The 24,131-nt window shown below is 63.2% G+C and carries 19 protein-coding genes; 11 read left to right on the top strand and 8 right to left on the bottom strand.

Annotated elements, in window-relative coordinates; genetic code table 11:
- Positions 1-54: 54 nt before the first annotated feature.
- The 4 genes from mnmE to rpmH form a co-directional block, all read right to left on the bottom strand.
- Positions 55-1,386 (bottom strand): tRNA uridine-5-carboxymethylaminomethyl(34) synthesis GTPase MnmE, encoded by a 1,332-nt coding sequence (gene mnmE / locus KR767_RS06805; RefSeq protein ID WP_250878577.1) that lies wholly within the window; start codon positions 1,384-1,386, stop codon positions 55-57.
- Between the two features lie 52 nt (positions 1,387-1,438).
- The gene (gene yidC / locus KR767_RS06800; protein ID WP_250878576.1) at positions 1,439-3,127 is read right to left on the bottom strand and encodes a membrane protein insertase YidC; all 1,689 of its coding nucleotides are present in this window, start codon (positions 3,125-3,127) and stop codon (positions 1,439-1,441) included.
- A gap of 65 nt (positions 3,128-3,192) precedes the next feature.
- The gene (gene rnpA / locus KR767_RS06795; RefSeq protein WP_166945662.1) at positions 3,193-3,573 is read right to left on the bottom strand and encodes a ribonuclease P protein component; all 381 of its coding nucleotides are present in this window, start codon (positions 3,571-3,573) and stop codon (positions 3,193-3,195) included.
- Positions 3,574-3,587: 14 nt separating this feature from the next.
- Entirely contained in the window at positions 3,588-3,722 is a 135-nt protein-coding gene (gene rpmH, locus KR767_RS06790) for a 50S ribosomal protein L34 (protein ID WP_045828244.1), read from the bottom strand.
- A gap of 192 nt (positions 3,723-3,914) precedes the next feature.
- On the opposite strand from rpmH, the gene dnaA reads away from it, so the two are divergent.
- The 9 genes from dnaA to KR767_RS06745 all read left to right on the top strand — a co-directional run bounded on the left by dnaA (position 3,915) and on the right by KR767_RS06745 (position 14,381).
- The gene (dnaA, locus tag KR767_RS06785; protein WP_250878575.1) at positions 3,915-5,285 is read left to right on the top strand and encodes a chromosomal replication initiator protein DnaA; all 1,371 of its coding nucleotides are present in this window, start codon (positions 3,915-3,917) and stop codon (positions 5,283-5,285) included.
- Positions 5,286-5,499: 214 nt separating this feature from the next.
- Positions 5,500-6,600 (top strand): DNA polymerase III subunit beta, encoded by a 1,101-nt coding sequence (gene dnaN, locus KR767_RS06780; protein WP_250878574.1) that lies wholly within the window; start codon positions 5,500-5,502, stop codon positions 6,598-6,600.
- An 89-nt stretch (positions 6,601-6,689) separates the two neighbouring features.
- Positions 6,690-7,772, top strand: coding sequence for a DNA replication/repair protein RecF (gene recF / locus KR767_RS06775; RefSeq protein ID WP_250878573.1), 1,083 nt, complete (start codon positions 6,690-6,692; stop codon positions 7,770-7,772).
- A gap of 69 nt (positions 7,773-7,841) precedes the next feature.
- A complete protein-coding gene (gyrB, locus tag KR767_RS06770) occupies positions 7,842-10,283 on the top strand; it encodes a DNA topoisomerase (ATP-hydrolyzing) subunit B (protein ID WP_250878572.1) in 2,442 nt (813 codons plus the stop codon).
- A gap of 277 nt (positions 10,284-10,560) precedes the next feature.
- On the top strand, positions 10,561-11,853 hold the full coding sequence (locus KR767_RS06765; protein ID WP_250878571.1) for a tetratricopeptide repeat protein: 1,293 nt from the start codon (positions 10,561-10,563) through the stop codon (positions 11,851-11,853).
- Between the two features lie 321 nt (positions 11,854-12,174).
- On the top strand, positions 12,175-12,723 hold the full coding sequence (locus KR767_RS06760) for an energy transducer TonB (RefSeq protein ID WP_425483421.1): 549 nt from the start codon (positions 12,175-12,177) through the stop codon (positions 12,721-12,723).
- A 60-nt stretch (positions 12,724-12,783) separates the two neighbouring features.
- The gene (locus KR767_RS06755; RefSeq protein WP_166945650.1) at positions 12,784-13,533 is read left to right on the top strand and encodes a MotA/TolQ/ExbB proton channel family protein; all 750 of its coding nucleotides are present in this window, start codon (positions 12,784-12,786) and stop codon (positions 13,531-13,533) included.
- A gap of 20 nt (positions 13,534-13,553) precedes the next feature.
- Positions 13,554-13,967, top strand: coding sequence for an ExbD/TolR family protein (locus KR767_RS06750; protein WP_166945648.1), 414 nt, complete (start codon positions 13,554-13,556; stop codon positions 13,965-13,967).
- Between the two features lie 6 nt (positions 13,968-13,973).
- On the top strand, positions 13,974-14,381 hold the full coding sequence (locus KR767_RS06745; protein ID WP_166945646.1) for an ExbD/TolR family protein: 408 nt from the start codon (positions 13,974-13,976) through the stop codon (positions 14,379-14,381).
- A 324-nt stretch (positions 14,382-14,705) separates the two neighbouring features.
- Here the strand turns inward: KR767_RS06745 and KR767_RS06740 are convergent, their stop codons facing one another.
- Both KR767_RS06740 and KR767_RS06735 read right to left on the bottom strand, forming a co-directional pair.
- Complete coding sequence (locus KR767_RS06740) at positions 14,706-15,449, bottom strand: pyridoxine 5'-phosphate synthase (RefSeq protein WP_250878570.1); 744 nt, start codon at positions 15,447-15,449, stop codon at positions 14,706-14,708.
- Positions 15,450-15,591: 142 nt separating this feature from the next.
- Entirely contained in the window at positions 15,592-16,209 is a 618-nt protein-coding gene (locus tag KR767_RS06735) for a 4'-phosphopantetheinyl transferase family protein (RefSeq protein WP_250878569.1), read from the bottom strand.
- 92 nt (positions 16,210-16,301) lie between these two features.
- Between KR767_RS06735 and KR767_RS06730 the strand changes: the two genes are divergently transcribed.
- Positions 16,302-19,763 (top strand): PAS domain-containing hybrid sensor histidine kinase/response regulator, encoded by a 3,462-nt coding sequence (locus tag KR767_RS06730; protein WP_250878568.1) that lies wholly within the window; start codon positions 16,302-16,304, stop codon positions 19,761-19,763.
- Between the two features lie 74 nt (positions 19,764-19,837).
- Here the strand turns inward: KR767_RS06730 and KR767_RS06725 are convergent, their stop codons facing one another.
- Together KR767_RS06725 and acs are read right to left on the bottom strand one after the other, a co-directional pair.
- Positions 19,838-20,503, bottom strand: a complete 666-nt coding sequence (locus KR767_RS06725; protein WP_250878567.1) for a response regulator transcription factor — start codon at positions 20,501-20,503, stop codon at positions 19,838-19,840.
- Between the two features lie 11 nt (positions 20,504-20,514).
- Positions 20,515-22,455 carry an acetate--CoA ligase gene (acs, locus tag KR767_RS06720; protein ID WP_250878566.1) on the bottom strand — a complete coding sequence of 647 codons (1,941 nt, stop codon included), beginning with the start codon at positions 22,453-22,455 and terminating at the stop codon, positions 20,515-20,517.
- 189 nt (positions 22,456-22,644) lie between these two features.
- Between acs and KR767_RS06715 the strand changes: the two genes are divergently transcribed.
- Positions 22,645-24,120 carry a hypothetical protein gene (locus KR767_RS06715; protein ID WP_345779895.1) on the top strand — a complete coding sequence of 492 codons (1,476 nt, stop codon included), beginning with the start codon at positions 22,645-22,647 and terminating at the stop codon, positions 24,118-24,120.
- Positions 24,121-24,131: the final 11 nt, after the last annotated feature.

The raw sequence follows: 24,131 nt of genomic DNA, 5'->3' as shown, positions 1-24,131 counted from the left end.
TATGCGAATTAATGGCGCATCAGCAGACTTCAATGAATGTCCTTGAGCCCCACCTCACTTCCCAATGCAGAATGACCCGAAGATCGCTCCGAGCAAATCGTCCGACGAGTAGGTGCCGGTGATTTCGCCCAGCGCCTGCTGCGCGTGCCGGAGCTCTTCGGCGGCAAGTTCGCCGGAGCGGGTGCCATGCAGGGCGTCGGCCGTGTGGTCCAGGTATCCACGCACGGATTCCAGCGCAACGACATGACGGCGCCGTGCGCTGAAGGCGCCCTCGCCGGCGCCGGCCGTGGCGAGTTCCCTCAGGCGTGAACGCAACGCACCCAGACCTTCGCCCGTGCGCGCCGAAAGCCATAACGTATCGCCTTCACGTTGCGCATGACGACTCGCAAGGTCGATCTTGTTGATCACGACCAGACGTGCGGCGTGTGCCGGAACACCATGAAAAAAGGCCTGATCGGTATCGGCATGTGCTTCGTCGGTGACGAGGAGGGCGACATCGCAGCGTTCGAGCTGTGCGCGTGCGCGACGAATGCCTTCGCGTTCGACGATGTCATCAGACTCGCGCAGGCCTGCCGTGTCGGCCAGTTCAAGTGCGACGCCATCGATATGGATCGCTTCGCGAAGTACGTCGCGGGTGGTGCCGGCGATGTCGGTAACGATGGCGCGCTCTTCGCCGGCCAGTGCGTTGAGCAGGCTCGACTTGCCCGCATTGGGACGGCCAACGATGGCAACGGCGATGCCGTCGTTCAAACGGACACCGCGTCGCGTTTCAGTCAGCAGTTCATCAAGATGATGGCGCAGCAATGTAAGCTTGTCACCGATGATGGGGTCTGCAAGGAAGTCGATCTCCTCTTCGGGAAAATCGATGGCCGCTTCGATATGCACGCGCAGTTCGATGAGCTCAGCGAGCAGGTCGTCGACACGCGCGGAGAACACGCCTTCCATCGAACGCAAGGCCGCACGAGCACCGGCCTGCGATGTTGCCGCGACAAGGTCGGCAACCGCTTCGGCCTGGGCAAGATCGAGCTTGCCATTCAGGAAGGCACGTTCGGTGAATTCACCCGGACGCGCGAGCCGCGCACCGAGCTCGATGCAGCGACGAAGCAAGGCATCGAGCAGTACAGTACTGCCGTGGCCCTGCAACTCCACGACGTGTTCGCCGGTGTAGGAGTGCGGGGCAGGGAAGTGCAACAGGATGCCACGGTCGATCAGTTCGCCTGCACCATCGCGGAAAGCCGCGAAGTGCGCATGACGAGGTGCCGGCTCGCGGCCGAGGAAGCGCGTGGCTATAGCCGGAGCGAGCGGCCCGGAAACACGAACGGCACCGACACCCGCCGCGCCGGCGCCTGTGGCGATAGCCGCGATAGTGTCGACGCCGTCGGTCATGCGATGTCCTCGATGACGAGGCGGCGCGTCGGAAGACGCGCCGCCCGGAAGGTCACGCGGTGCGTGCCTTCTCGTGCGCCTTGTCGACGCTGCGGTTGATCCACCACTGCTGGAGCAGGCTGGTGGCACCGTTGACGGTCCAGTAGAGCACCAGGCCCGACGGGAAGAAGGCGAAGAAGATACCGAACAGCAGCGGCATCACCTTCATCATCTTGGCCTGGGTGGGATCCATGCCCACCGTGGACATCATGCGCTGGGTAAGCAGCGTGACCAGGAAGTACAGCACCGGCAGCACGTAGAACGGATCGGGTGCCGAGAGATCGTGGATCCAGCCGAAGAACGGCGCGTGGCGCAGTTCGATCGACTCGGACAGCACGCGCAGCAGGCCGATGAAGATGGGGAAGGTGATCAGGATGGGCAGGCAGCCTGCCATCGGGTTGATCTTTTCCTTCTTGTACAGCTCCATCATCGCCTGCTGCATCTTCATGCGATCGTCGCCATAGCGCTCCTTGAGCGCCTGGACACGAGGCTGAAGCTTGCGCATGCGGGCGCCCGAGCGGAACTGCGCATCGGTGAGCTTGAGCAGCGCACCCTTGATTATCAGCACGAGCAGGATGATCGCCACGCCCCAGTTGCCGCTGATGGCGTGCAGCTGGGAGAGCAGCCAGTGCAGCGGCTGCGCGATGATGGTGAGCCAGCCGTAGTTGCTGGTGAGCTCAAGGCCCGGCGCGACGGCATCGAGGGTGCCCTGCAGTTTCGGACCGATGTACAGGCGCGCAACGCTGTCGGTGCTCTGGCCGGGCGCCACCTGGATGGCCGGGCCGAAGGCACGTACGAGATAGCGCGGCGTGGCCGAGGTCGGATCGACGATGCTGCTGCTATAGGTAACGGTCTGGTCGGCCGGCGGAATCCACGCGACGAAGAAGTAGTGCTGGATCATGCTGATCCAGCCACCGCTGAAGGCGTGGTTGAGCGGCTTCTTGGCGAAGTCGAGGAACGACAGCGAATCGAACTTGTTTTCCGGGCTGTACCAGGCGGCACCAAAGAAGCTGTGCTGCGCCGGATCGGTATAGGCCTTGAACCAGTTCGCCTTCGGCGCCGGCACGCGCTGCAACTGCTGGTAGGCGTTGCCGGTCCAGGTGGCGGACGAGCCGTTCTCGATACGCTGATCGAAATCGACCACGTAGGTGGTGCGGCCCAGCGTATAGCGCTTCACCACCTTGATGCCCGACGGATCGGTCCAGGTCAGGTCGAGGCTGACGGACTTTTCGCCATCGGTGAGCTTTGCTTCGGTGGTGGCGGCCTGGAACAGCGCACGATGATCGGGCGCGGCACCCGTGTTGCTCACCAGGCCGTCCTGTGCGGCAAAGAAGTGCTCCGGGCTGTCGTCCAGCAGGCGTGCCGGCGGCGGCGTGGGATTCTTCTTAGTAACCGGCTCGTCCGGATAGGCGAGCAGTTCCGAACGAACGATGCTGCCACCACGCGTATCGATGGTGAGGCGCAGCACGTCGTTGGACAGGGTGACCAGCTGGCCCTTGCCGTCGCTGGCCGCCGATTCGTTCGGCACGTTGGCCGGGTTGGCCGCACCCGGGACGCTGCCGTCCGCGTTCTTGCCGGCGTCGGTCTGCGCGGCGGGCGTGGCAGCCTGGGGGTGGGGACCGTAGTCCTTTTCCCACTCGGTCCACAGCAGGTACGCCACGAACATGAGCGCGAAGAAAAGAAGCGTGCGCGTTTGATTCATTGCTTAGGCCAGATCCGGATGACGCCTCGGCCGGCTGGCCGGAGAAGGCGGGTGGGCTTGATAGATCAACGCGCGATTGTGCCGTCGGCACCCTCGCGCTTCAACGGCCGGATCCTACGGAGCAGGGTGTCCAGCTCGGCCAGGAGGTTCGCACCGGTCTCTTTCACCGCCGTATCGCGGGCCATCACGAGGATATCCACGGGTGGTAGGTCCTCGCGCACGCGACGAAACGCCTCACGCGCCAGGCGCTTGATGCGGTTGCGATCGACGGCCCGCTTCGAACAGCGCTTGGAAATCGCCAGACCAAGCCGGGCCGTACCGGCTTCGTTGTTTCCGAAGCGCAAAAGAAAACAGCGGCCGCCGAGGCGACCGCTGACTGTTCGCAATGCGGCGAAGTCGGCGGCGCGGCGTAGCCGCGCATCGCGCGGCAGGGCTGCGGCTCGCACGACTGGCGAACCGCTTACGGGATCAGACGCTTGCGACCCTTCGCGCGACGCGCGTTCAGGATCTTGCGGCCATCGGCGGTGGCCATGCGAGCGCGGAAGCCGTGGGTACGGGCGCGCTTGAGCTTGCTGGGCTGGTAAGTACGCTTCATGGCGCTTACATCCGGGGTAAAGAGTGAAAAAGGCCCGAGAGTATGCGGGACAATCTTGAAGACTGTCAACCGCTTGGGCACGGGCAGATGGCGGAGCTACGCCGGGGCGAACTCCGAGTGGGGGACGGAACGCTGGTAGACTTGAGTGTCCACCCCGCGCGTACGCGCCCCTTTCCGTGGCAAGAATACCTGATGAGTGATCTGTGGAGGCGCTGTCTCGAGCGTCTTGAAGGCGAATTGAGCGCCGAGGATGTCCATACCTGGCTGATGCCCTTGCAGGCCCGGGAAGACGTCTTCGGACTGCATCTTTACGCACCTAACCCGTACTCGCTGGACACCGTCCGCGAGCAGTTCCTGGCGAAAATCCAGGCCATCGTCGTGCACCTGAGCGGCCAGGCCACGCCTGTACGCCTGGAAATCGGCTCGTTCGGCAGCAGCCGGCCGGCACCGGCACGGCCGGCGTCATCCGTGGCGCCACCACCGCCGGCACCGGCGCCCGTCATGCCGCGCGTGGAGGATCTGTCCCCGGCAGAACCTGCGCATGTGCATAACCTCGATCCCCACTACACGTTCGAGACCTTCGTGGAAGGCAAATCGAACCAGCTGGGCAAGGCCGCCGCCATGCAGGTGGCCATGAATCCCGGCAGGGCATACAACCCGTTGCTGCTTTACGGCGGCACGGGCCTGGGCAAGACGCATCTCATGCACGCGGCAGGCAACATGCTGCTGCGGAACAACCCCGAGGCGAAGGTGCTTTACCTTCGCTCGGAACAGTTCGTCAGCGGCATGGTGAAGGCCCTGCAGCAGAAGAACATGGACGACTTCAAGCGTCGCTTCCGCTCCGTGGATGCGCTGCTGATCGACGACATCCAGTTCTTCGCCGGCAAGGACACGACGCAGGAGGAGTTCTTCCACACCTTCAATGCGCTGTTCGAGGCCAAGCAGCAGATCATCCTCACCTGCGACCGTTACCCGAAGGAACTGGACAAGCTCGAGCCGCGCCTGAAATCGCGCCTGGGCTGGGGTTTGTCGGTGGCGATCGAGCCGCCGGACTTCGAGACCCGCGCGGCCATCCTGCTTTCCAAGGCGGCCGACAAGGAGATGGAAGTCTCCGAAGACGTCGCGATGCTGCTTGCCCGGCGTATCCGCTCCAACGTGCGCGACCTGGAAGGCGCGCTCAATACGTTGGCCGCGCGAGCGAACTTTTATCGCCGTCCGATCACCACAGATTTCGCCGAAGAGACCCTGCGCGACCTGCTGAATACGCACGCGCAGGCCGTCACCGTGCCGAACATCCAGAAGACGGTGGCCGATTACTACCAGGTACGTCTTTCGGACCTGCTCTCCAAACGCCGTGTGCGCTCGCTGGCGCGCCCCCGACAGGTGGCCATGGCCCTGTCCAAGGAACTGACCGAGCACAGCCTGCCTGAGATCGGTGAGGCCTTTGGTGGCCGTGACCACACGACGGTGCTCCATGCCTGCCGGACGATCCGCGGTTTTACCGAGAAGGACGTGCGCATGAGGCAGGACTGGGAGCAGCTCATTCGCATATTGACGGGCTGAGAAGCTGTGGATAATAGGTGGATGGACGGAGGATGATTCTGGACCTCGGAGTTATCCACAAGACACCCACATGAAACCGGATAGTTTGGCTAGTCGATATTTTTAGCTAAGTTCATGAAATGATAAATTTTTTTGGACTTCTCAAGATATCCACCGGCCCTACAACCACTACATAAAATCTTTAAAAACATTTAAAAGCAGGAGTAGGGGACGCATGCAATTCAGCATCCAGAGGGAAGTACTGCTCAAACCCCTCCAGCAGGTTGTTGGCGTCGTTGAACGCCGTCAGACGTTACCCGTGCTGGCAAACCTCCTGGTCAGGGTCTCCGGCAACGAGGTTTCGTTTACCGGCACGGATCTCGAAGTCGAGATGATCGCCACCACTGCGGCCGACAAGGTCCAGGACGGCGAGATCACGATTCCGGCCCGCAAGCTGTTCGATATCGTCCGGGCTCTGCCGGACGGTGCGAACATCGACATCAAGTTGAATGGCGAACGCATCGCGCTGAACGCAGGCAAGAGCCGTTTCACGCTTGCCACGCTGCCCGCCAATGAATTCCCGACCATCGACGAGATCGAGCTGGTTGAGCGTGTGACGCTTCCGGAAGAAGTTCTGCGTGATCTGATGGATCGCACGTCCTTCGCCATGGCCAACCAGGACGTCCGTTACTACTTGAACGGCATGCTGCTGGATCTGCAGGAACACACGCTGCGCTGCGTCGCCACCGATGGCCACCGCCTGGCGCTCAAGGAAACGAAGCTGGAAAGCGCCGTATCCGCTCGTCGCCAGATCATCATTCCCCGCAAGGGCGTGAATGAACTTGTCGGCCTGTTTGAAGCCGGGGATGGCACCGTCCAGCTGGAATTCGGCCGTAACCACCTGCGTGTCCGTCGCGGTGGCGTGCAGTTCACTTCGAAGCTCATCGACGGTCGTTTCCCGGATTACGAAGCGGTGATTCCGCTTGGCGCCGACAAGCAGGCCACGATCGAACGCGATGTGCTGCGCAGTGCGCTTCAGCGTGCCGCCATTCTTTCGAACGAAAAGTATCGCGGCGTGAAGCTGGAATTGTCGGCCGGTCGCATCAAGATCGTTGCCCACAATCCTGAGCAGGAAGAAGCCCAGGAAGAAGTGGAAGCCGAGACCTCCGTGGAAGATCTGGCGGTCGGTTTCAATGTGAGCTACCTGCTGGACGCCCTGGGCGCCCTGCGTGGTGAAAAAGTTCGCCTGAACCTGCGCGATGCGCAGTCCAGCTGTCTCCTGCAGGAAGAGGGCAACGACGAGGCCCGCCACGTGGTGATGCCGCTTCGCCTCTGACGGGCGAACAAGGTAGAGTTCGGCCCACGACGCCGGGGATGTCTTCGACACCCCGGCGTTTTTCGTTACAGGCTGGGGATGTTCCGGGAATGAAGTTCGAAACGCTGAGGATCAATGGTCTGCGCTGCCTGGATGGCGTGTCGCTGACACCGGCGCCCGGTATCAACGTTTTTGTCGGTGCGAACGGGGCAGGGAAGACCAGCGTTCTTGAAGCCGCCTATCTGCTGTCCCACGGTCGCTCGTTTCGCGCGGGTTCCCGGGATGTCCTCCTGAAGCGCGGTGCATCATCGCTTTCAGTGTTTGCCGAGGTCTCTGCAAACGACGGCCGTACCCGTCGGCTGGGCCTGGGCCGTGAAAGTGGCCGGTGGCAGGCCAGGGTGGATGGGGATTCGGCCGCTTCACTCGGGGCACTTGTCCAGGAATGCGCCGTGGTGTGTTTTGAGCCCGGTTCGCACGATTTGATCGCGGGGGCTTCGGATGAACGTCGGCGATTCCTCGACTGGGGTTTGTTCCACGTGGAACATGGTTTTGTTTCACAGTGGCGCCGGTATCAACGTGCCCTGAAACAACGAAATGCCCTGCTTCGAAGCGGTCCGCCCATGGACCCCAGTCTCATAGATCCGTGGGAAAACGAACTATCCGGGGCAGGGGAATCCATTTCCGCCTTCCGGAAGGGCTATCTCGACCGGTTGCTTCCCCATATCCAGGGCTTCATGACCAAGGTTCTTCCCGAACTCGGCACCTTCAGCATCCGCTATAAATCGGGCTGGGACGAAACGACCGATCTGGCGACTACGCTTCTGGAACGGCGCCACAGGGACATGGGCCGCGGTCACACCACCGCCGGACCTCACCGGGCAGATTTTTCGGTCGCCTTCGAGCACGCGCCCTTGCGAGAGCACCTGTCCCGTGGGCAAGAAAAACTCTGTGCCCTGGCCTGCCTCCTCGGACAAGCGTCGCTTCACGCTGAAATCCGTGGAGAATGGCCCGTCGTCTGCCTGGATGACCTTGCATCCGAGCTCGATCGTACCCATCAAGAGTGGGTTGTGGCCCAACTTCTCGGGCGGGATGTCCAGGTCCTCATCACGGGAACCGAGATCCCCGTAGCCCTCGTCGACCAACCGGCCACTGTGTTCCACGTGGAACAGGGTGCCGTGACGGCTTTGCTATAATCGACCGACTGTCCCGAAGCTTCTCGCGCCGCAGCGGGGCAGCTCTCTGGCGCCATCACCAGGCATCGCATGAACGAACCTATCGATCCGACGAATTCGAACGCCTACGACTCTGGCAGCATCAAGGTCCTCAAGGGCCTGGAAGCCGTTCGTAAGCGCCCCGGCATGTACATCGGCGATACCGACGACGGTACCGGCCTCCATCACATGGTTTTCGAGGTGGTGGATAACGCCATCGACGAAGCCCTGGCCGGCTACTGCGATTACGTCACGGTCACCATCCACCAGGACGGCTCGGCCAGCGTCTCGGACAATGGCCGCGGTATTCCCGTGGACATTCATCCGGAAGAAGGTCGTTCGACCGCCGAAGTGGTCATGACGGTGCTCCACGCGGGCGGCAAGTTCGACGCCAATTCCTACAAGGTGTCCGGCGGCCTGCACGGCGTGGGCGTCTCGGTGGTGAATGCCCTCAGCGAAAAGCTCTGGCTCACCATCTGGCGTGACGGCAAAGAGCACAACCAGGAATACGCCCATGGCGAGCCGGTGGCCCCCATCTCGGCCACGGGCGACAGCCCCAAGCGCGGCACGATGGTGCGTTTCCTGCCCAGCAAGCTCACCTTCACCAACAACAACGAATTCCACTACGACATCCTGGCCAAGCGCCTGCGCGAGCTGGCTTTCCTGAATTCGGGTGTCACCATCGAGCTGGTGGACGAGCGCAACGACCGCAAGGACATCTTCGCCTACGAAGGTGGCATCAAGTCGTTCGTGCAGCACCTGGCTCACCTGAAGACCGCGCTGCATCCCACGGTCATCAGCTTCAGCTCGTTCTCCGAGGGCATCACGGTCGAAGTCGCCATGCAGTGGACCGACGCCTACCAGGAAACGATGTTCTGCTTCACGAACAACATTCCCCAGCGTGACGGCGGCACCCACCTCACGGGCTTCCGTGCGGCGCTCACCCGTACCTTGCAGAGCTACATCGAGAAGGAAGCCCTGGCCAAGAACGCCAAGGTAGGCCTGTCGGGCGACGACATGCGCGAAGGCCTCATCGCCGTGCTGTCGGTGAAGGTGCCAGACCCGAAATTCTCCTCGCAGACCAAGGACAAGCTGGTTTCGAGCGAAGTGAAGACGGCCGTGGAGCAGGTCGTCAACGACAAGCTCGCCGAGTTCCTCCTCGAAAACCCGGGCGAGAGCAAGGCCATCGCCTCCAAGGCGATCGATGCCGCTCGCGCCCGCGAGGCTGCCCGCAAGGCCCGTGAGATGACCCGCCGCAAGGGCGCGCTGGACATCGCCGGCCTGCCGGGCAAGCTCGCCGACTGCCAGGAGAAGGACCCGGCGCTGTCCGAACTGTTCCTGGTCGAGGGTGACTCCGCAGGCGGTTCCGCGAAGCAGGGCCGCAATCGCCGTACCCAGGCGGTGCTGCCCTTGAAGGGCAAGATCCTCAACGTCGAGAAGGCCCGCTTCGACAAGATGATTTCCTCCGCCGAAGTCGGCACGCTGATCACCGCGCTTGGCACGGGCATCGGCAAGGAGGAATACAACCCCGACAAGCTGCGCTACCACCGCATCATCATCATGACCGACGCGGACGTGGACGGCTCCCACATCCGTACGCTGCTGCTTACCTTCTTCTACCGCCAGATGCCCGAGCTGATCGAGCGCGGCCATGTCTACATCGGCCTGCCGCCGCTGTACAAGGTGAAGCAGGGCAAGCAGGAGATGTACATCAAGGATGACGCCGTCCTCAACGAGTACCTGATTGCCAGCGCGGTCGACAATGCGTCGCTGATGCCGGAAGAGGGCGCTCCGGGCATTGATGGCGTCACGCTTGAAAAGCTCCTGCGCGACTTCCAGACGGCCCTCGACCAGATCGAACGCCTCAATCACCGCTTCGATCCGGCAGCGCTGAACGCCATGATCGAACATGCACCGCTCCAGGAGGCCTTCTGGTCCGATGAAGCACGCATGCAGGCGTGGCTGGATGGCGTGGCGACGCGCCTGCGTGCCAGCGGCCTGGGTAAGCCCACCTACAAGCTGCGCTTCCGTTCGGCGCTGAACGAGCAGGGTGCAGCGGTGGAAATCGAGCGCATGCAGCATGGCCTCAGCCACAGCTGGATCGTGCCGCAGGCCTTCTTCAACGGCCTTGAATACCGTGCCATCCATGCCATGGCCGAGCAGCTGGCCGAACTTCGCCTGCAGCCGGGCGCCGTGGTTCGGCGCGGTAATGCGTCGCGAGGCGTCACGAGCTTTGCCGAGGTGCGCAGCTGGTTGCTCGACGAAGCCAAGAAGGGCCGCACCATCCAGCGCTTCAAGGGTCTGGGCGAAATGAATCCGGAGCAGCTGTGGGAGACCACGGTGAATCCGGAAACCCGCCGCATGCTCCAGGTGGGCGTCGAGGATGCCGTGGCCGCCGACCAGATGTTCTCGATGTTGATGGGCGAGGCCGTGGAGCCGCGTCGCGACTTCATCGAGTCCAATGCACTCAAGGTCGCCAACCTCGACGTGTAACACCGGCGACATCACGATGAAAACGAAGGCCCGATTGTCCCGGACAATCGGGCCTTCGCGTTTTCTGCGGTGTGTTCCGGAAGGGGGATGAAAACGGTGTTTTCAAGAGCCAAAAGACGCGATTCCGGACCCCTCACAACATTCTTCTAACAAGTCATTGTTTTGACAGTAAATTTTTGTGGCGCTGCGACTTGTTCTTAGGAATCGAATCGGGTTAACCTCTGTAGTCCCCCGGAGCACTACACCGTGCGACGAGTCCTTCAACAGAGGCCAGTCAATGAAACAGGGTTCCTTCAGCAAGATGGCGCTCGCTACCGCGATCGCACTTTCTCTTGTCAGCGGCGCAGTGGTTGCACGCGATACGCCGGCCAAGGACAAGAAAGAGGCGCTGTACCCGAACGCCACTCGCACGGAGCCCAAGCTCGACCTCAAGAGCGAGAAGGACCAGAAGGCCATCAATGAAGGCCTCGACGCCGCCAACAACGGCGACAAGGACAAGGCCACCCAGATCCTCACGCCGCTGGCCGACGGTTCGGGCACGAGCAGCAAGTACGCCCAGGCGCTCGCCCTCCAGGGCCTGGCCAACATGAAATACAACGATGGCGACATCAAGGGCGCCATCACCACGCTGAAGCAGGCGCTCGATATCGGCGTCATGCCGAACGACACCTACTTCCAGCTGAAGTACATGTACACCCAGTTCCTCGTGGCCGACGAGCAGTACGCACCGGCCCTGCAGTCGCTGCAGGAGTGGCGCAACGAGGGCAAGAAGGAAACCGCCGATTCCTACGGCCTCGAGGGCAACATCGATTACCGCCTCGAGAAGTACCAGGACGCCATCAACGCCATCACCAAGGCGAAGGCCATGCCGGACGCCAAGCCGCAGGCCTCGTGGGACCAGATCCTGATGGCCAGCTACTCGGAAACCGGCCAGGGTGACAAGGCCGCCGCCATGGCCTCCGACGAGCTCGCGAAGAACCCGAACGACTCCACCGCGCTGAACAACGCCGCCTCGGCGCTGATCCAGGCGCAGAAGTATCCGGACGCGATCGCGCTCTACCAGAAGGCGCAGGCCGCCGGCGCCATCAAGGACGAAAAGCAGTACATCAACTTCGCCAAGATCTACCTGATCGACGGCCAGGAAAACCAGGATCGCCAGAAGACCAATGCAGGCAAGGCCGTGGCCGTGCTGAACGAAGGCTTCTCCAAGGGCGTTATTCAGAAGACCGCCGACAACTACAACCTGCTCGGTGACGCCGCTGTCACCGGTGACGACATGAAGGGCGCCCTGGCTGCTTACCAGCAGGCCGCCGCGGTCGCCACCAATGGCGAGCCGGCCCTCAAGGCCGCGCGCGTCCAGCTGCAGGAAAACCAGTACGCCGCCGCCCAGAAATCCGCGACGGACGCCATCAGCAAGGGTGTGCAGCATAAGGGCCAGGCCTATATGGTGCGCGCGGAAGCCAAGCGTGGTCAGAAAGACAAGCAGGGTGCTATCGCGGACATGAAGCTCGCGGCTCAGGACCCTGAAACTGCTGCCAAGGCTAACGCCTGGTTGAAAACTGCAAAGTAATCGGCAGGCATTTGTAAAGTGCCTGAAGGAGATCACATGGCAAGCCATAAATCTTCCCTTCAGGTGCTATACAAACGCCATATGCTGGTGTAACTTGCATATCTTTCCGCTTGCAGAAACCTGCGTTTTCGGCAATGTCAATCGCCGAACGCCGGAAGTGCAGTGCGGGTCTCACTTCCGCTTGATTAGCTCTTGATAGTGTGACTGATGGCCTCAAGTAACGAATCAACCGGCCAAGCGCCGTTCAGTTGGGGGCGCACCAGTGCGTTGGCAGTAGCCATCGCGCTGCACTCGTTCGCTTTCCTTGTGCTGGTCGCGCCCATGGCGCCGCCCAAGACGCAGGAAAAGCAGAAGGAGAAGGTGGTGCAGGTCGACTTTATCGAACCGCCGCCGCCCCCGCCGCCTCCCCCGCCGCCGCCGCCGGAGCCGCCGAAGCAGCCGCCGCCGAAGATCATTCAGCAGGTGAAGCCGCCGCCGACACCGCCGCCGCCGGCTCCGCCGCCGCCGGCAGTGGAAGAAGCGAGCACGAATGCCGTTCCGGCCCCGCCGCCGGCGCCTCCCGCGCCGCCTGCACCGCCGGCGGATATCGCGCCGAGCGAGAATCTGTCGTACCGTCAGCGCAACCCGCCAAAGTATCCGCCGCAGGCGGTACGTCAGCGGCATGAGGGTACGGTGGTACTTCTGGTCCTCGTGGGTGTCGACGGTGCGCCGAAGGACATCCAGGTCGACCAGTCGAGCGGTTTCCGCGAACTGGACAAGGCAGCGCAGGATGCGGCCAGGAACTGGCGATTCAACCCGGGCAAGCGAGGCGGTCAGGCCGTCGAAGGCTATGCACGTGTCCCCGTTACGTTCAACCTAAACCAGCTGTAAGTAGTCCTCACACTTACTTACATCTTTTAAGTTCACGCTTGACTTCCCAAGGGTAGCGTTATGTTGCAAGACACCTCCGCACAGCCTGCAAATCCAGGTCAGAACTCCAATGCCGACGCCCTCAAGCAGATGGGCTTCGACCACCTCATCCACAACTTCGACCCCCTGGGCTGGATTGTGTTCGTGGTGCTGGTCGTGATGTCGGTACTCTCGTGGTACTTCATCGTCGCCAACTTCATCCGTAACAGCCTGGTGCGCGCTCGCGCCGACAAGGTCATCCAGGGCTTCTGGAGCACCTCGTCCACCCAGGAAGCCATCCGCGTGCTCGAAGAGCAGCCGAAGGGCGAACCGTTCTCGAAGATCGCGCTCGACGCCGCTTCGGCCGTCGCTCACCACCAGCAGGCTGCTGGCGGTCGCCTCGCCGAAACCCTGTCGCGCTCGGAATTCATCGATCGCGCCCTGCGCCAGGCCGTGGCTCGCGAGAGCCTGCGTCTTGAAGGCGGCCTGACCCTGCTCGCCACGGTCGGTTCGTCGGCTCCGTTCATCGGTCTTCTCGGTACCGTGTGGGGCATCTACCACGCGCTGATCGGTATCGCCGCGTCCGGTTCGGCTTCCATGGACAAGGTCGCCGGCCCCGTCGGTGAGGCGCTGATCATGACCGCGTTCGGTCTGTTCACCGCTATCCCGGCCGTGCTTGCGTATAACTTCTTCATGCGCTCGAACCGCCTGACCTACGCCCAGTTCGACGAATTCGCGCACGACCTGCACGACTTCTTCGCCACGGGCGCCCGTGTCGAAGGCACGAAGTAATTAGCTAGAGGAATTGACCCATGGCTATGAGCAGCGGGGGCAACTCCGGTGGGCCGATGTCAGAAATCAACGTCACGCCGCTCGTCGACGTGATGCTGGTTCTGCTGATCATCTTCATGATCACGGCACCACTGATGTCCCATAAGGTCCAGATCGATCTGCCGAAGGCTAATCCGAACGTTAAGGATGACACCCCGGTGGAGCCGATGGATCTCGCGGTCAAGCCGGACGGCACGTACTTCCTCAATGACGGTGAAGTCACCGAGGCAGAGCTGAAGGCCCAGTTTGCGGTTGCGGCGGCGAAGTCGCCGCAGCCGGAACTCCAGATCCGTGCCGACCGCACCACCGAATACAAGGTGGTGAAGAAGATCCTTGGCGACGCCAAGGACGCCGGCATGGTCCACGTCGGCTTCATGTCGACTGGCAAGGAGTAAGCGAACATGGCATTCAGCTCAGGCAACTCCGGTGGCCCGATGGCCGATATCAACGTCACGCCGCTCGTCGACGTGATGCTGGTTCTGCTGATCATCTTCATGATCACGGCGCCGATGCTGTCGCATAAGATCAAGATCGATCTGCCGCAGCCGAACCCGAACATCGTCAACCCCGAGAATCCGCCGGATCCCGTCCATTTGCAGATTCGCCAGGATGGTTCGCTCTACTGGAACGATACGCCGGTCGACGAGCTGGGCCTCAAAGCTCAGATCGCGGTGATTGCCCAGCAGTCCAACCAGCCCGAACTGCAGATCGACGCCGATGACGCGGTCCAGTACGAGGTCGTGGCACGCGTGCTTTCCGACGCCAAGGGCCAGGGCCTGACCAAGATCGGCTTCGTTAACTCGAACTGATCGGTCGCTCGTCCGTAAGACCTAAAAACCCCGCCTTCTGGGCGGGGTTTTTTTATGTTCGCGGGAAGAATGCGCGTATCGCTTCGGGACGGTCGCGCGCGAGGCGCGCTCCTACAAGAGGATGCGTGTACCGCCTGGGGACGGTCGCGCGCGGGGCGCGCTCCTACAAGAGGATGCGTGTACCGCCTGGGGACGGTCGCGCGCGAGGCGCGCTCCTACAAGAGGATGTGTGTATCGCTTGGGGATGGTCGCGCGCAGGGCGGCTTGTGTAGGAGCGCGCCTTGCGCGCGACCGATCAGGCGACACGCCACACCGCACAAAACCTCAGGACAAAATCCGCAAATACGACTTCACGGTAGGCGTCAGCCCCTGATACAGCGCCTCGCTGATCAACGCATGCCCGATCGACACTTCAGCCAGCCCGGGAATGGCCGACTTGAACGTGCCGAGGTTGTCCTGGCTGAGATCATGCCCGGCATTCACAGCCAGACCCGCCTGTTGTGCACGCTGCGCCGTATTGGCGAAGGAAGCGATTTCCTTGCGCGCATCGCCATCGGCGAATGCCTTGGCATAAGGCCCGGTATACAGCTCGACGCGCTGGATGCCGATTTTCACGGCCTCTTCGAAACCCTCGGCTCCCGCATCGACGAACACACTCACGCGGCAACCGATCTCACGAAACGTGGCGACCACGGGCTTCAGGATCTCGATGTCCTTCGTCAGGTCGAAACCATGATCGGACGTGATCTGTCCGTCGCCATCGGGCACCAGCGTGACCTGCGTCGGCTTCACCTCGCGGCACAGTTCGACAAGACCCGGATAAGCGCCGCGCGCAGCAGCGAAAGGATTGCCCTCGATGTTGTATTCAACACGCCCGCGCAACAAGCCGGCCAGCGTGCGCACATCCGCCGGCGTGACATGGCGCATGTCCGGGCGTGGATGCACGGTAAGCCCCCCGCAGCCTGCATCGATGCAGGTATTCGCAGCAGTAGCGATATCCGGTTCGCTGCCGCCACGCGAATTGCGAAGGACGGCGATCTTGTTGAGGTTGACACTGAGAAGGGTCATCGACGGTCCTGAACAAAAAAAACGCACGTCGCCAACGCGACGTGCGTAATGACTGTCTTCCCAGCATAACGCGCAACATCCATGTGGCGCACTCACGGCTCCACACACACGCAAGATCAGACACATCTCACGGCGAAAAGGTTCAAAGCGGATATGTGAAGACGCGAATCCGGCGTTCAGGACCGCGCCAGGCCAATGCAGCCACCAGGCCCTCGCCAAGCGCCAGCGGCCGGACCTGCCAGGCAGCGGCAGGTGCCACCTCGCCGTCGAAGGCCTCCGGACGAAGGCCGCCGCCATCGATGCGGAAGGCGACGCGGTGCAATCCATAGGAGAGGCCACCCCCTTGTGCTTTCAATACGGCCTCCTTGGCCGTCCACAGGTCCAGGAAAGCAGCCAGTAGCGCATCTGCTGGGAGTTGTTCCAGGTAGGCCGTCTCATCGGCAGCGAAGAACCGACGCGCCAGCTCCAGTGCACGTGGCCGCGGGCGCATACGCTCGACATCGATGCCCAGCTCGAATCCTTCGGTACCCCGGCCTATCGCGAACAACGCCGTATCCCGGCTGTGCGACCAGCTGAATCCCCATTGGCTCCACGGGGCGGGCCAGAGAGGCTTGCCGTGCTCGCCCCGGACGACCGCGGGCGCCCCGTCGCCGGCATAGGCCGTAAGCAATGACAGGAACGGTGGCTCGGTGGTGCCGGACCATGGCATGCGCCAGACGTGGATTTCATCGGACGCGAGGGAAGGAACATCGGGATGCATGCCGGGATGCTAGCGCAGAAGATCTGTCGAGGCGCCCATCATCGGGATCGAAGCCCTAGAATGGCGAGGGGCTCCACGGGGAAAGGATCGAAGTGATCGCAGGCTGGCTGCTGCTGCTGGTATCGCTGCTCTATGTCGGCATGCTTTTCGCGGTTGCCTACGTGGGCGACCGCCGTCCGCTCTATCCGCGCCAGCCGCGCCTGCGGCCCATCGTGTACAGCCTGGCCTTGGCCGTCTATTGCTCGTCGTGGACCTTCTACGGCGCCGTCGGTACCGCGGCACGCTCTGGCCTCTCCTATCTGCCCATCTATCTCGGCCCCTTGCTGCTCTTCGTGCTCGGTTTCGGCCTGTTCGAGCGGCTGGTGCTGGTAGCGCGCGAACGCAACATCACCTCCATCGCCGACTTCATCGCCGCGCGCTTCGGAAAGTCGCATGGGCTGGCAGCGCTGGTGGCCATCATTGCCGTCATTGCGATCATTCCCTACATCGCCTTGCAGTTCAAAGCAGTGACGATGTCCTTCAACGTGCTAGGCGCAGGTGATTCGACGGGCGACACCGCGCTGTGGTGCGCCGCACTGCTTGCCGTGTTTGCGATCCTGTTCGGTACCCGCAGCATCGACGCCACCGAACACCATCACGGCATGATGCTGGCCGTGGCGCTGGAATCGCTGGTGAAGCTGCTGGCCTTCGTCGCCATCGGCGTGTACGCATGGATGCACGGCCCGGGTCTCACGGAAACCTTGCGCGCCCCCGTGCTGCAACTGGAAAAAAACAGCCTGCCCGCCGGCTTCCTCGCGCAGGCGCTACTGGCGTTCTGCGCCATGTTCTGCCTGCCGCGCCAGTTCCAGATCGGCGTCGTGGAGTGTGCGGACCCGCGCGACCTGCGTCGTGCGCGGTGGATGTTTCCCCTGTACATGGTGGTGATTTCACTGGGCGTGCTGCCCATCGTGAGTGCGGGGCTGCGACTGCCGCTGGTCACGCAGGGCCATGTGGATGCCTGGGTGCTGAACTTGCCAATTGCGCTGGGCAACAAGGGCATCGCCCTTCTCGCCTTCGTCGGCGGCTTCTCCGCCGCCACAGGCATGGTGATCGTGGCGGCCGTGGCGCTGGCGACGATGATCAGCAACGATCTCGTCATGCCGATGTTGCTGCGTATCGAGCGGCTGGGCCTGGAACGGCGCGGTGACCTGTCCGGCGTGGTGCTGGCCGTTCGCCGCATTGCCATCGTCGGCCTCGCGGCGATGGCCTATGTGTACTACCGCATCATTGCCGGAGCGGAGAACCTCGCCGCCACCGGGCTGCTGTCCTTCGCCGCCGTCGCCCAGTTCGCACCCGCCATCGTTTCCGCGCTGTACTGGCGCGGCGCCAGCCGGGTCGGTGTCTATATCGGGCTGCTGGCGGGCTTCGCCATGTGGGCCTATACGCTGCTGCTTCCCGCCATGACCCGTACGGGCTGGATAGCCTCACCCTGGCTGGACGACGGCCCCTTCGGCATCGGCTGGCTGAAACCGACCGAACTGTTCCATCTGAGTGGTTGGGAACCAGTCACCCACGGCACGTTCTGGTCGTTGCTGACCAATGTGGCATGCCTGGTCTTTATCTCCCTGCGCTTCCGTCCGAGCGTGGCGGAACGTCTGCATGCCGCACTGTTCGTGGACCCCTTCGTACGTGGCGCCAGCGGTGCCGGCGACTGGCGGGGGCGCGTGACGGTGCGTGACTTGGGCACGATCGCCGGCCGCATCGTCGGCGAGCGCGCGACGGCACGTGCCTTCAGCGACTATGGGCAGCGCCACGGCGCCACGCTGGCCCCCGGCGATGCCGCGGATCGTTCGCTGATCCAGTTCACCGAACGCCTGCTGGCCAGCGCCGTGGGCGCGGCCAGTGCGCGGCGCATCCTGATGGGCGCACTCTCCGGTACGGGGCTCGACATCGCCGAAGCGATGGCCCTCATGGACGAAGCATCCCAGGAGCTGCGCTTCAATCGCGAGCTGCTGTCCACCACGCTTGAGAACGTGTCACAGGGCATCAGCGTGGTGGATGGCGAGATGCGCCTGGTCGCCTGGAACCGGCGCTATCTCGAGCTGTTCGATTATCCCGACGGCATGGTCTATGTCGGTCTGCCGGTAGCCGACCTCATCCGCTGGAATGCAGAGCACGGAGAGTGCGGCCCCGGTGAAGTCGACGAGCACGTCGCCAAGCGCATCCGTTATATGCGTGCCGGCTCCCTGCATGTGTTCCAGCGTGTGCGGCCGGATGGCACGGTGATCGAGATGCGCGGTCGCGCGCTGCCCGGTGGCGGCTTCGTCACCACCTTTACCGACGTCACGGCCTATAAGGCCGTGGAACAGGCGCTTATCGATGCCAACGAGACGCTGGAACAACGCGTCGACGATCGCACGGCAGAACTGAGCGAAGCGCTCAATGCCACGGCCATTGCGCGGCGCGAAGCGGAATCGGCCAACGCGTCCAAGACGCGCTTTCTCGCGGCGGCGAGCCATGACCTGTTGCAACCACTGAATGCCGCGCGCCTGTTCACGTCGGCGCTTCGACATCATCCGAACCTGGATGGCGAAGCCACGCAGCTGGCCGAGCGCATCGATGCTTCGTTCCGCGCAGCCGAAGACCTGCTGGATGCATTGCTGGATGTATCGAGGCTGGATGCGGGTAGCTATCGTCCGGAAGTGGCGCCGTTCGCGCTGGCGGATATGTTCGATTCGCTGAAGCAGCAGTTCGCCCTGGTGGCGGAACAGCGGGGACTATCCTTGCGCGTCGTGCCAACGGCGATGGCGGTTCGCTCCGATCCGCAATTGCTGCGCCGTATCGTCGCCAACTTTGTGTCCAACGCTTTGCGTTATACCCGCGTCGGCGGTGTCGTGGTGGGTGTGCGCCGTGTAGGCGACGACGTGCGGGTGGAAGTCTGGGACAGCGGCCCGGGCATCGCTGAAGAACAGCGCGCACGCATCTTCGGGGAATTCCAGCGCCTGGAGCGTCCGTCGCCCTGGGGCGAGAAAGGCCTGGGGCTGGGGCTCTCCATCTGCGATCGCCTCGCCGGCATCCTGGGACACCCGCTGGATCTACGCTCGCGCCCGGGTCACGGCAGCTGCTTTGCCATCACCGTGCCCCGGGCAAACGCCGTGGCACGCAAACGCAAGGCATCCGTGGCACGACCGGGCGGCGAGCAGCTGCCGTTGACGGTGCTGTGCCTCGACAACGACGAGACCATTCTCGAAGGCATGCAGGCGTTGCTGGGGCGCTGGGGCGTGGATTGCCGCACGGCCATCGATGTCGAACAGGCCGAGGCCATCCTGCGGCAGACACGCGTGGACCTTATCCTGGCCGACTATCACCTTGCCGAGGGAAGCAACGGCCTGGATGCGCTGGCGCATCTCGCCTCCCGGGTGGGCACATTGCCGCCGGCAGCGATGATCACGGCCGATGGCAGCACGGAACTGAAACAGCGCGCGAGAGAGCTGGGTTATCCGTTGCTGCACAAGCCAGTGAAGCCGGCGGCATTACGCGCGCTGCTGGTCGCGCTGGCCAAACGCACCATGTAGGAGCGCGCCTTGCGCGCGACCGGTACAGGGCCGTGCATGGTTCGCCTCGTACCGGTCGCGCGCAAGGCGCGCTCCTACAGGGAGTCCAGAAACTCCGGCAGGGGTGTTTTTTCTACGTCGAGGTGGCTGGCGGCCAGGGCGACCTGGGTGCGATTGGAGACGCCAAGCTTGCGCATGATCGCGGTCATGTGGGCCTTGACCGTGGCTTCCGATACGCCCAGGTCGTAGGCAATCTGCTTGTTGAGCAGACCTTCGGCAATCATGTTCAGCACGCGGAACTGCTGTGGCGTGAGCGACGCGACACGTGCAGCCATGTCCGCTTCGTCGGGCTTCAGTTCCGCCTGCCCGATCACCAGCTGCGGCGGCAGCCAGACGTCGCCGTCGAGCACGCTGCGTACGGCCTCCACGATGGTGTCCACGGCCGCCGACTTCGGAATATAAGCCGAGGCACCATGCGCGATCGCACGTCGTGCGATCTGCGCTTCCTCATGTCCGGATACCACGATGGTCGGCAGCCCGGGATACTGGCCACGGATATGCGCCAGCGCAGAAAAGCCTCGCGCGCCGGGCATATGCAGATCCATCAGCAGCAGATCGGCCTCCGGCAGCGATTCGATGAGGGCGAACAGCGCGGGCACGCTGTCCGCCGCATGCACGGTCGCATCCGGCACGGCCGCGACCACCGCACGCTGGAGCGCGTCACGGAACAGCGGGTGGTCGTCGGCGATGAGAACCTGCACGGGTGGCCCCATTACTTCACGAGCCGTTCCTCGACGAGGCTGCGCACCACGCCGGGATCGGCAAGCGTCGAGATGTCGCCCAGCTGGTCCGGCTGGTTTTCCGCGATCTTGCGCAGGATGCGGCGCATGATCTTGCCCGAGCGGGTCTTCGGCAGGCCCGGCGCCCATTGCAGGTGATCCGGCGCCGCGATGGGGCCGATCTCCTTGCGTACGCCGGCAATCAGCTCCTTCTTGAGCTCATCGCTGCCCGACTCGCCGGCATTGAGGGTGACATAGGCATAGATGCCCTGGCCCTTGATGTCGTGCGGGCAACCGACCACGGCAGCCTCGGCCACCTTGGGATGGGCCACGAGTGCGCTTTCCACTTCGGCCGTGCCGATGCGGTGGCCGGAGACGTTGATCACGTCATCGACGCGGCCGGTGATCCAGTAGTAACCATCGGCATCGCGGCGCGCACCGTCACCGGTGAAGTAGTTGCCCGGATAGGTCTTGAAATAGGTATCGATGAAGCGCTGGTGGTCGCCGTAGACCGTGCGCATCTGGCCCGGCCAGGAATCGGTGATGACCAGGTTGCCGCTGCACTCGCCATCCTGCGGCTTGCCGTCGGCATCGACGATGGCCGGCTTGATGCCGAAGAACGGCAGCGTGGCCGAACCCGGCTTCAGTTCCGTGGCGCCGGGCAGCGGCGTGATGAGGAAGCCGCCCGTTTCCGTCTGCCACCAGGTATCCACGATGGGGCAGCGCTCGTCGCCCACCACGCGGTGGTACCAGCTCCAGGCTTCCGGATTGATCGGCTCGCCTACCGTGCCGAGGATGCGAAGGCTCTTGCGCGAGGTCTTCTTCACCGGCGCGTCGCCTTCGCGCATCAGCGCGCGGATGGCGGTGGGCGCGGTGTAGAACAGCGTCACCTGGTGCTTGTCCACCACCTGCCAGAAGCGGCTGAAATCCGGATAGTTCGGCACGCCGTCGAACATCACCACGGTGGCGCCGTTGGCCAGCGGACCATACACCACGTAGCTGTGGCCGGTGATCCAGCCCACATCGGCCGTACACCAGTAAACGTCGTCCTCGCGCAGGTCGAAGGTGAGTTCATGCGTGAGGCTGGTGTACACGAGGTAGCCGCCACTGGTGTGCAGCACGCCCTTGGGTAGTCCCGTGGAGCCGGAGGTGTACAGCGTGAACAGCGGGTCTTCCGCGTTCATCGGTTCGGCCGGGCAGTCGGCGGACTGCCCTTCCATCAGCGTGTGGTACCAGCGGTCGCGTGGCGACTGCATCTGGATAGCGCCACCCGTGCGGCGTACGACGATCACCGTTTCCACGCTGTTGGTGTTCGGTCGGGTAAGCGATTCGTCGACATTGGCCTTCAGCGGGATCTTCTTGCCGCCGCGGCAGCCTTCGTCGGCCGTGATGATGAGCTTGGCCTTCGAGTCGGCGATGCGACTGGCCAGCGAATCGGGCGAGAAACCGCCGAACACCACCGAATGGATGGCGCCGATGCGCGCGCAGGCCAGCATCGCCACGGCCGCCTCGGGCACCATGGGCAGATAGATCACCACGCGGTCGCCCTTGACCACGCCGAGGTTCTTCAGCGTGTTGGCGAACTTGCATACCTCGCCGTGCAGCTCGCGATAGGTGAGGCGGCGGGTCTCATCGGGATCGTCGCCTTCGAAGATGATGGCGGTCTTGTCGCCGCGCGTCTCCAGGTGGCGATCGAGGCAATTGGCGGCCACGTTGAGCTGGCCGTCCTCGTACCAGCGGATATGCAGGTTGGCCGGGTCGTAGGAGACGTTCTTGATCTTCGTCGGCGGCACGATCCAGTCGATCCGCTCGCTCATGGTCTTCCAGAAACCGTCGGGGTTCTGGACCGACTCGGCGTACATGCGCTCGTAGTCGTCCTTGCGGACACGCGCCTTCTCGGCGAAAGCGGGGTCGACCGGGTACTTCTCGGACATGCGGGCTCCTGCGTGACGGGGTTTCGGCCGTGCCGAACGGTTGCGTGGGGCTTGGATCGTCGAGTTTACCCTTGCCGTGCGACGTAAGAGCGCACCCCCCGTTCGACTTTGGTCGAGTTTCGACCTTTGGCCAATGGAAGGCTTGCACGGGCCTGCCACATGCTCGGGCCGCCAATGGTTGGGGAGACCATGATGAAACCGATCCGTAATGGAGGCCGCAACGCGGTCGCCTTAAGTATCGCCTGCGCCCTGATGCTGCCGCTGGCAGCCCTGCCCGGACGAGCTCACGCCCAGTCCACCGCGAAGAAAGCCGCCAGTCACGAAGCCGAACTGGAAGCCCGGGTAAACCAGCTCGAACAGCAGCTGGCCGAGCTGAAGGCCATGATCCAGGAGCAGAAAGCCGCCACGAACCAGGCCGCAGCCACGGCCCAGGCTGCACAGACCCAGGCACAGCAAACCGACGAAAAGGTGACCAAGGTCGAGAAGACCGTGGCCTCGGTGCCCGCCAAGCCCGTGCTGAGCACCACGCCTGGCCTGTCGGTGGCCTTGCACGGCTTCATCAACGCCAGCGCCTTCTCGCAGAGCAAGGGCTACACCTTCGGCAACGGTGCCAATGCCGAGTATCCGATCCCCGGCCAGGGCGGCCGGGTGAATGATTCGCTCAGTGGCGTCGATGTCCGCAATACCCGCTTCTGGCTCGATTTCAGCGGCGCGAAATTCAATGAACACTGGACCGGCGGCGGCCGCCTGGAGATGGATTTCTTCGGTGGCTATAACGGCACCGGTGCCTACAGCCAGCAGCAGCCGATTGCCCGCCTGCGCGGTGCCTATATGGACCTCACCAATGTCGAGAGCGGCACCACGTTCCGCATCGGCCAGATGTGGGACCTGATGTTCCCCCTGGAATACATCCCACAGTCGCTCTCGCACATCGCCTTTCCGCTGGGCTATGGCACGGGCGTGATCGGCTGGCGCTACCCCGGCATCATCTGGATGCAGGAGCTCAACCATCACTCCGACGGCGTGAAGTGGCGCTTCGACCTGGCCGCCTTCGAGGGCAGCTGGAATGGCCCGGGTCTCACCACCAACTACCTCACGGCCGGCAACGCAGGCTTCAAGCCACAGGTGGAGGCACGCCTGACCGCCAAGGGCGACAAGTGGCAGGCCTTCGCGGCCGCGCACTGGTCGAAGCTGGACCTGCACGGCGTGGATAGCGGGACCGCTACGCCGATCAAGAGCGACATCACCAGTTCCGCCGTGGAAATCGGGGGCATGTGGATGCCCGGCGACTTCATCTTCCGCAGTGCGGTGTACACGGGCAACGCCATCGGCCAGATCTTCGGCGGCCTGTCGCAGTTCGGCGACATCAAGGACAAGGGCGGCTATGTCCAGGCCGGCTACAAGTTCACGCCGAACTGGACCCTCTACGGCTTCATCTCGGCCAGCAAGCCCGACCGGGACGACGTGCTGCGCTGGCGCGCACCGAATACGGCCGGCCTGCTGAAAAACCGCCAGCAGGCGCTCAGCCTGCAATACACCGCCGGTGCCTATGACTTCAGCGTGGAGTGGATCCACTCCAACCTGGATTCCACCACTACCAACGGCCTCGGCCGGCAGAAGACCTCCGCCAACGAGTTCACGCTCAACGGCAATTACCGGTTCTGAGGGAGATAACG

This window comes from Luteibacter anthropi, from assembly GCF_023699965.1.
GTDB lineage: Bacteria > Pseudomonadota > Gammaproteobacteria > Xanthomonadales > Rhodanobacteraceae > Luteibacter > Luteibacter anthropi.
Note: the sequence above shows the minus strand (reverse complement) of the source record. Positions and strands in the feature narration are given on the sequence as shown.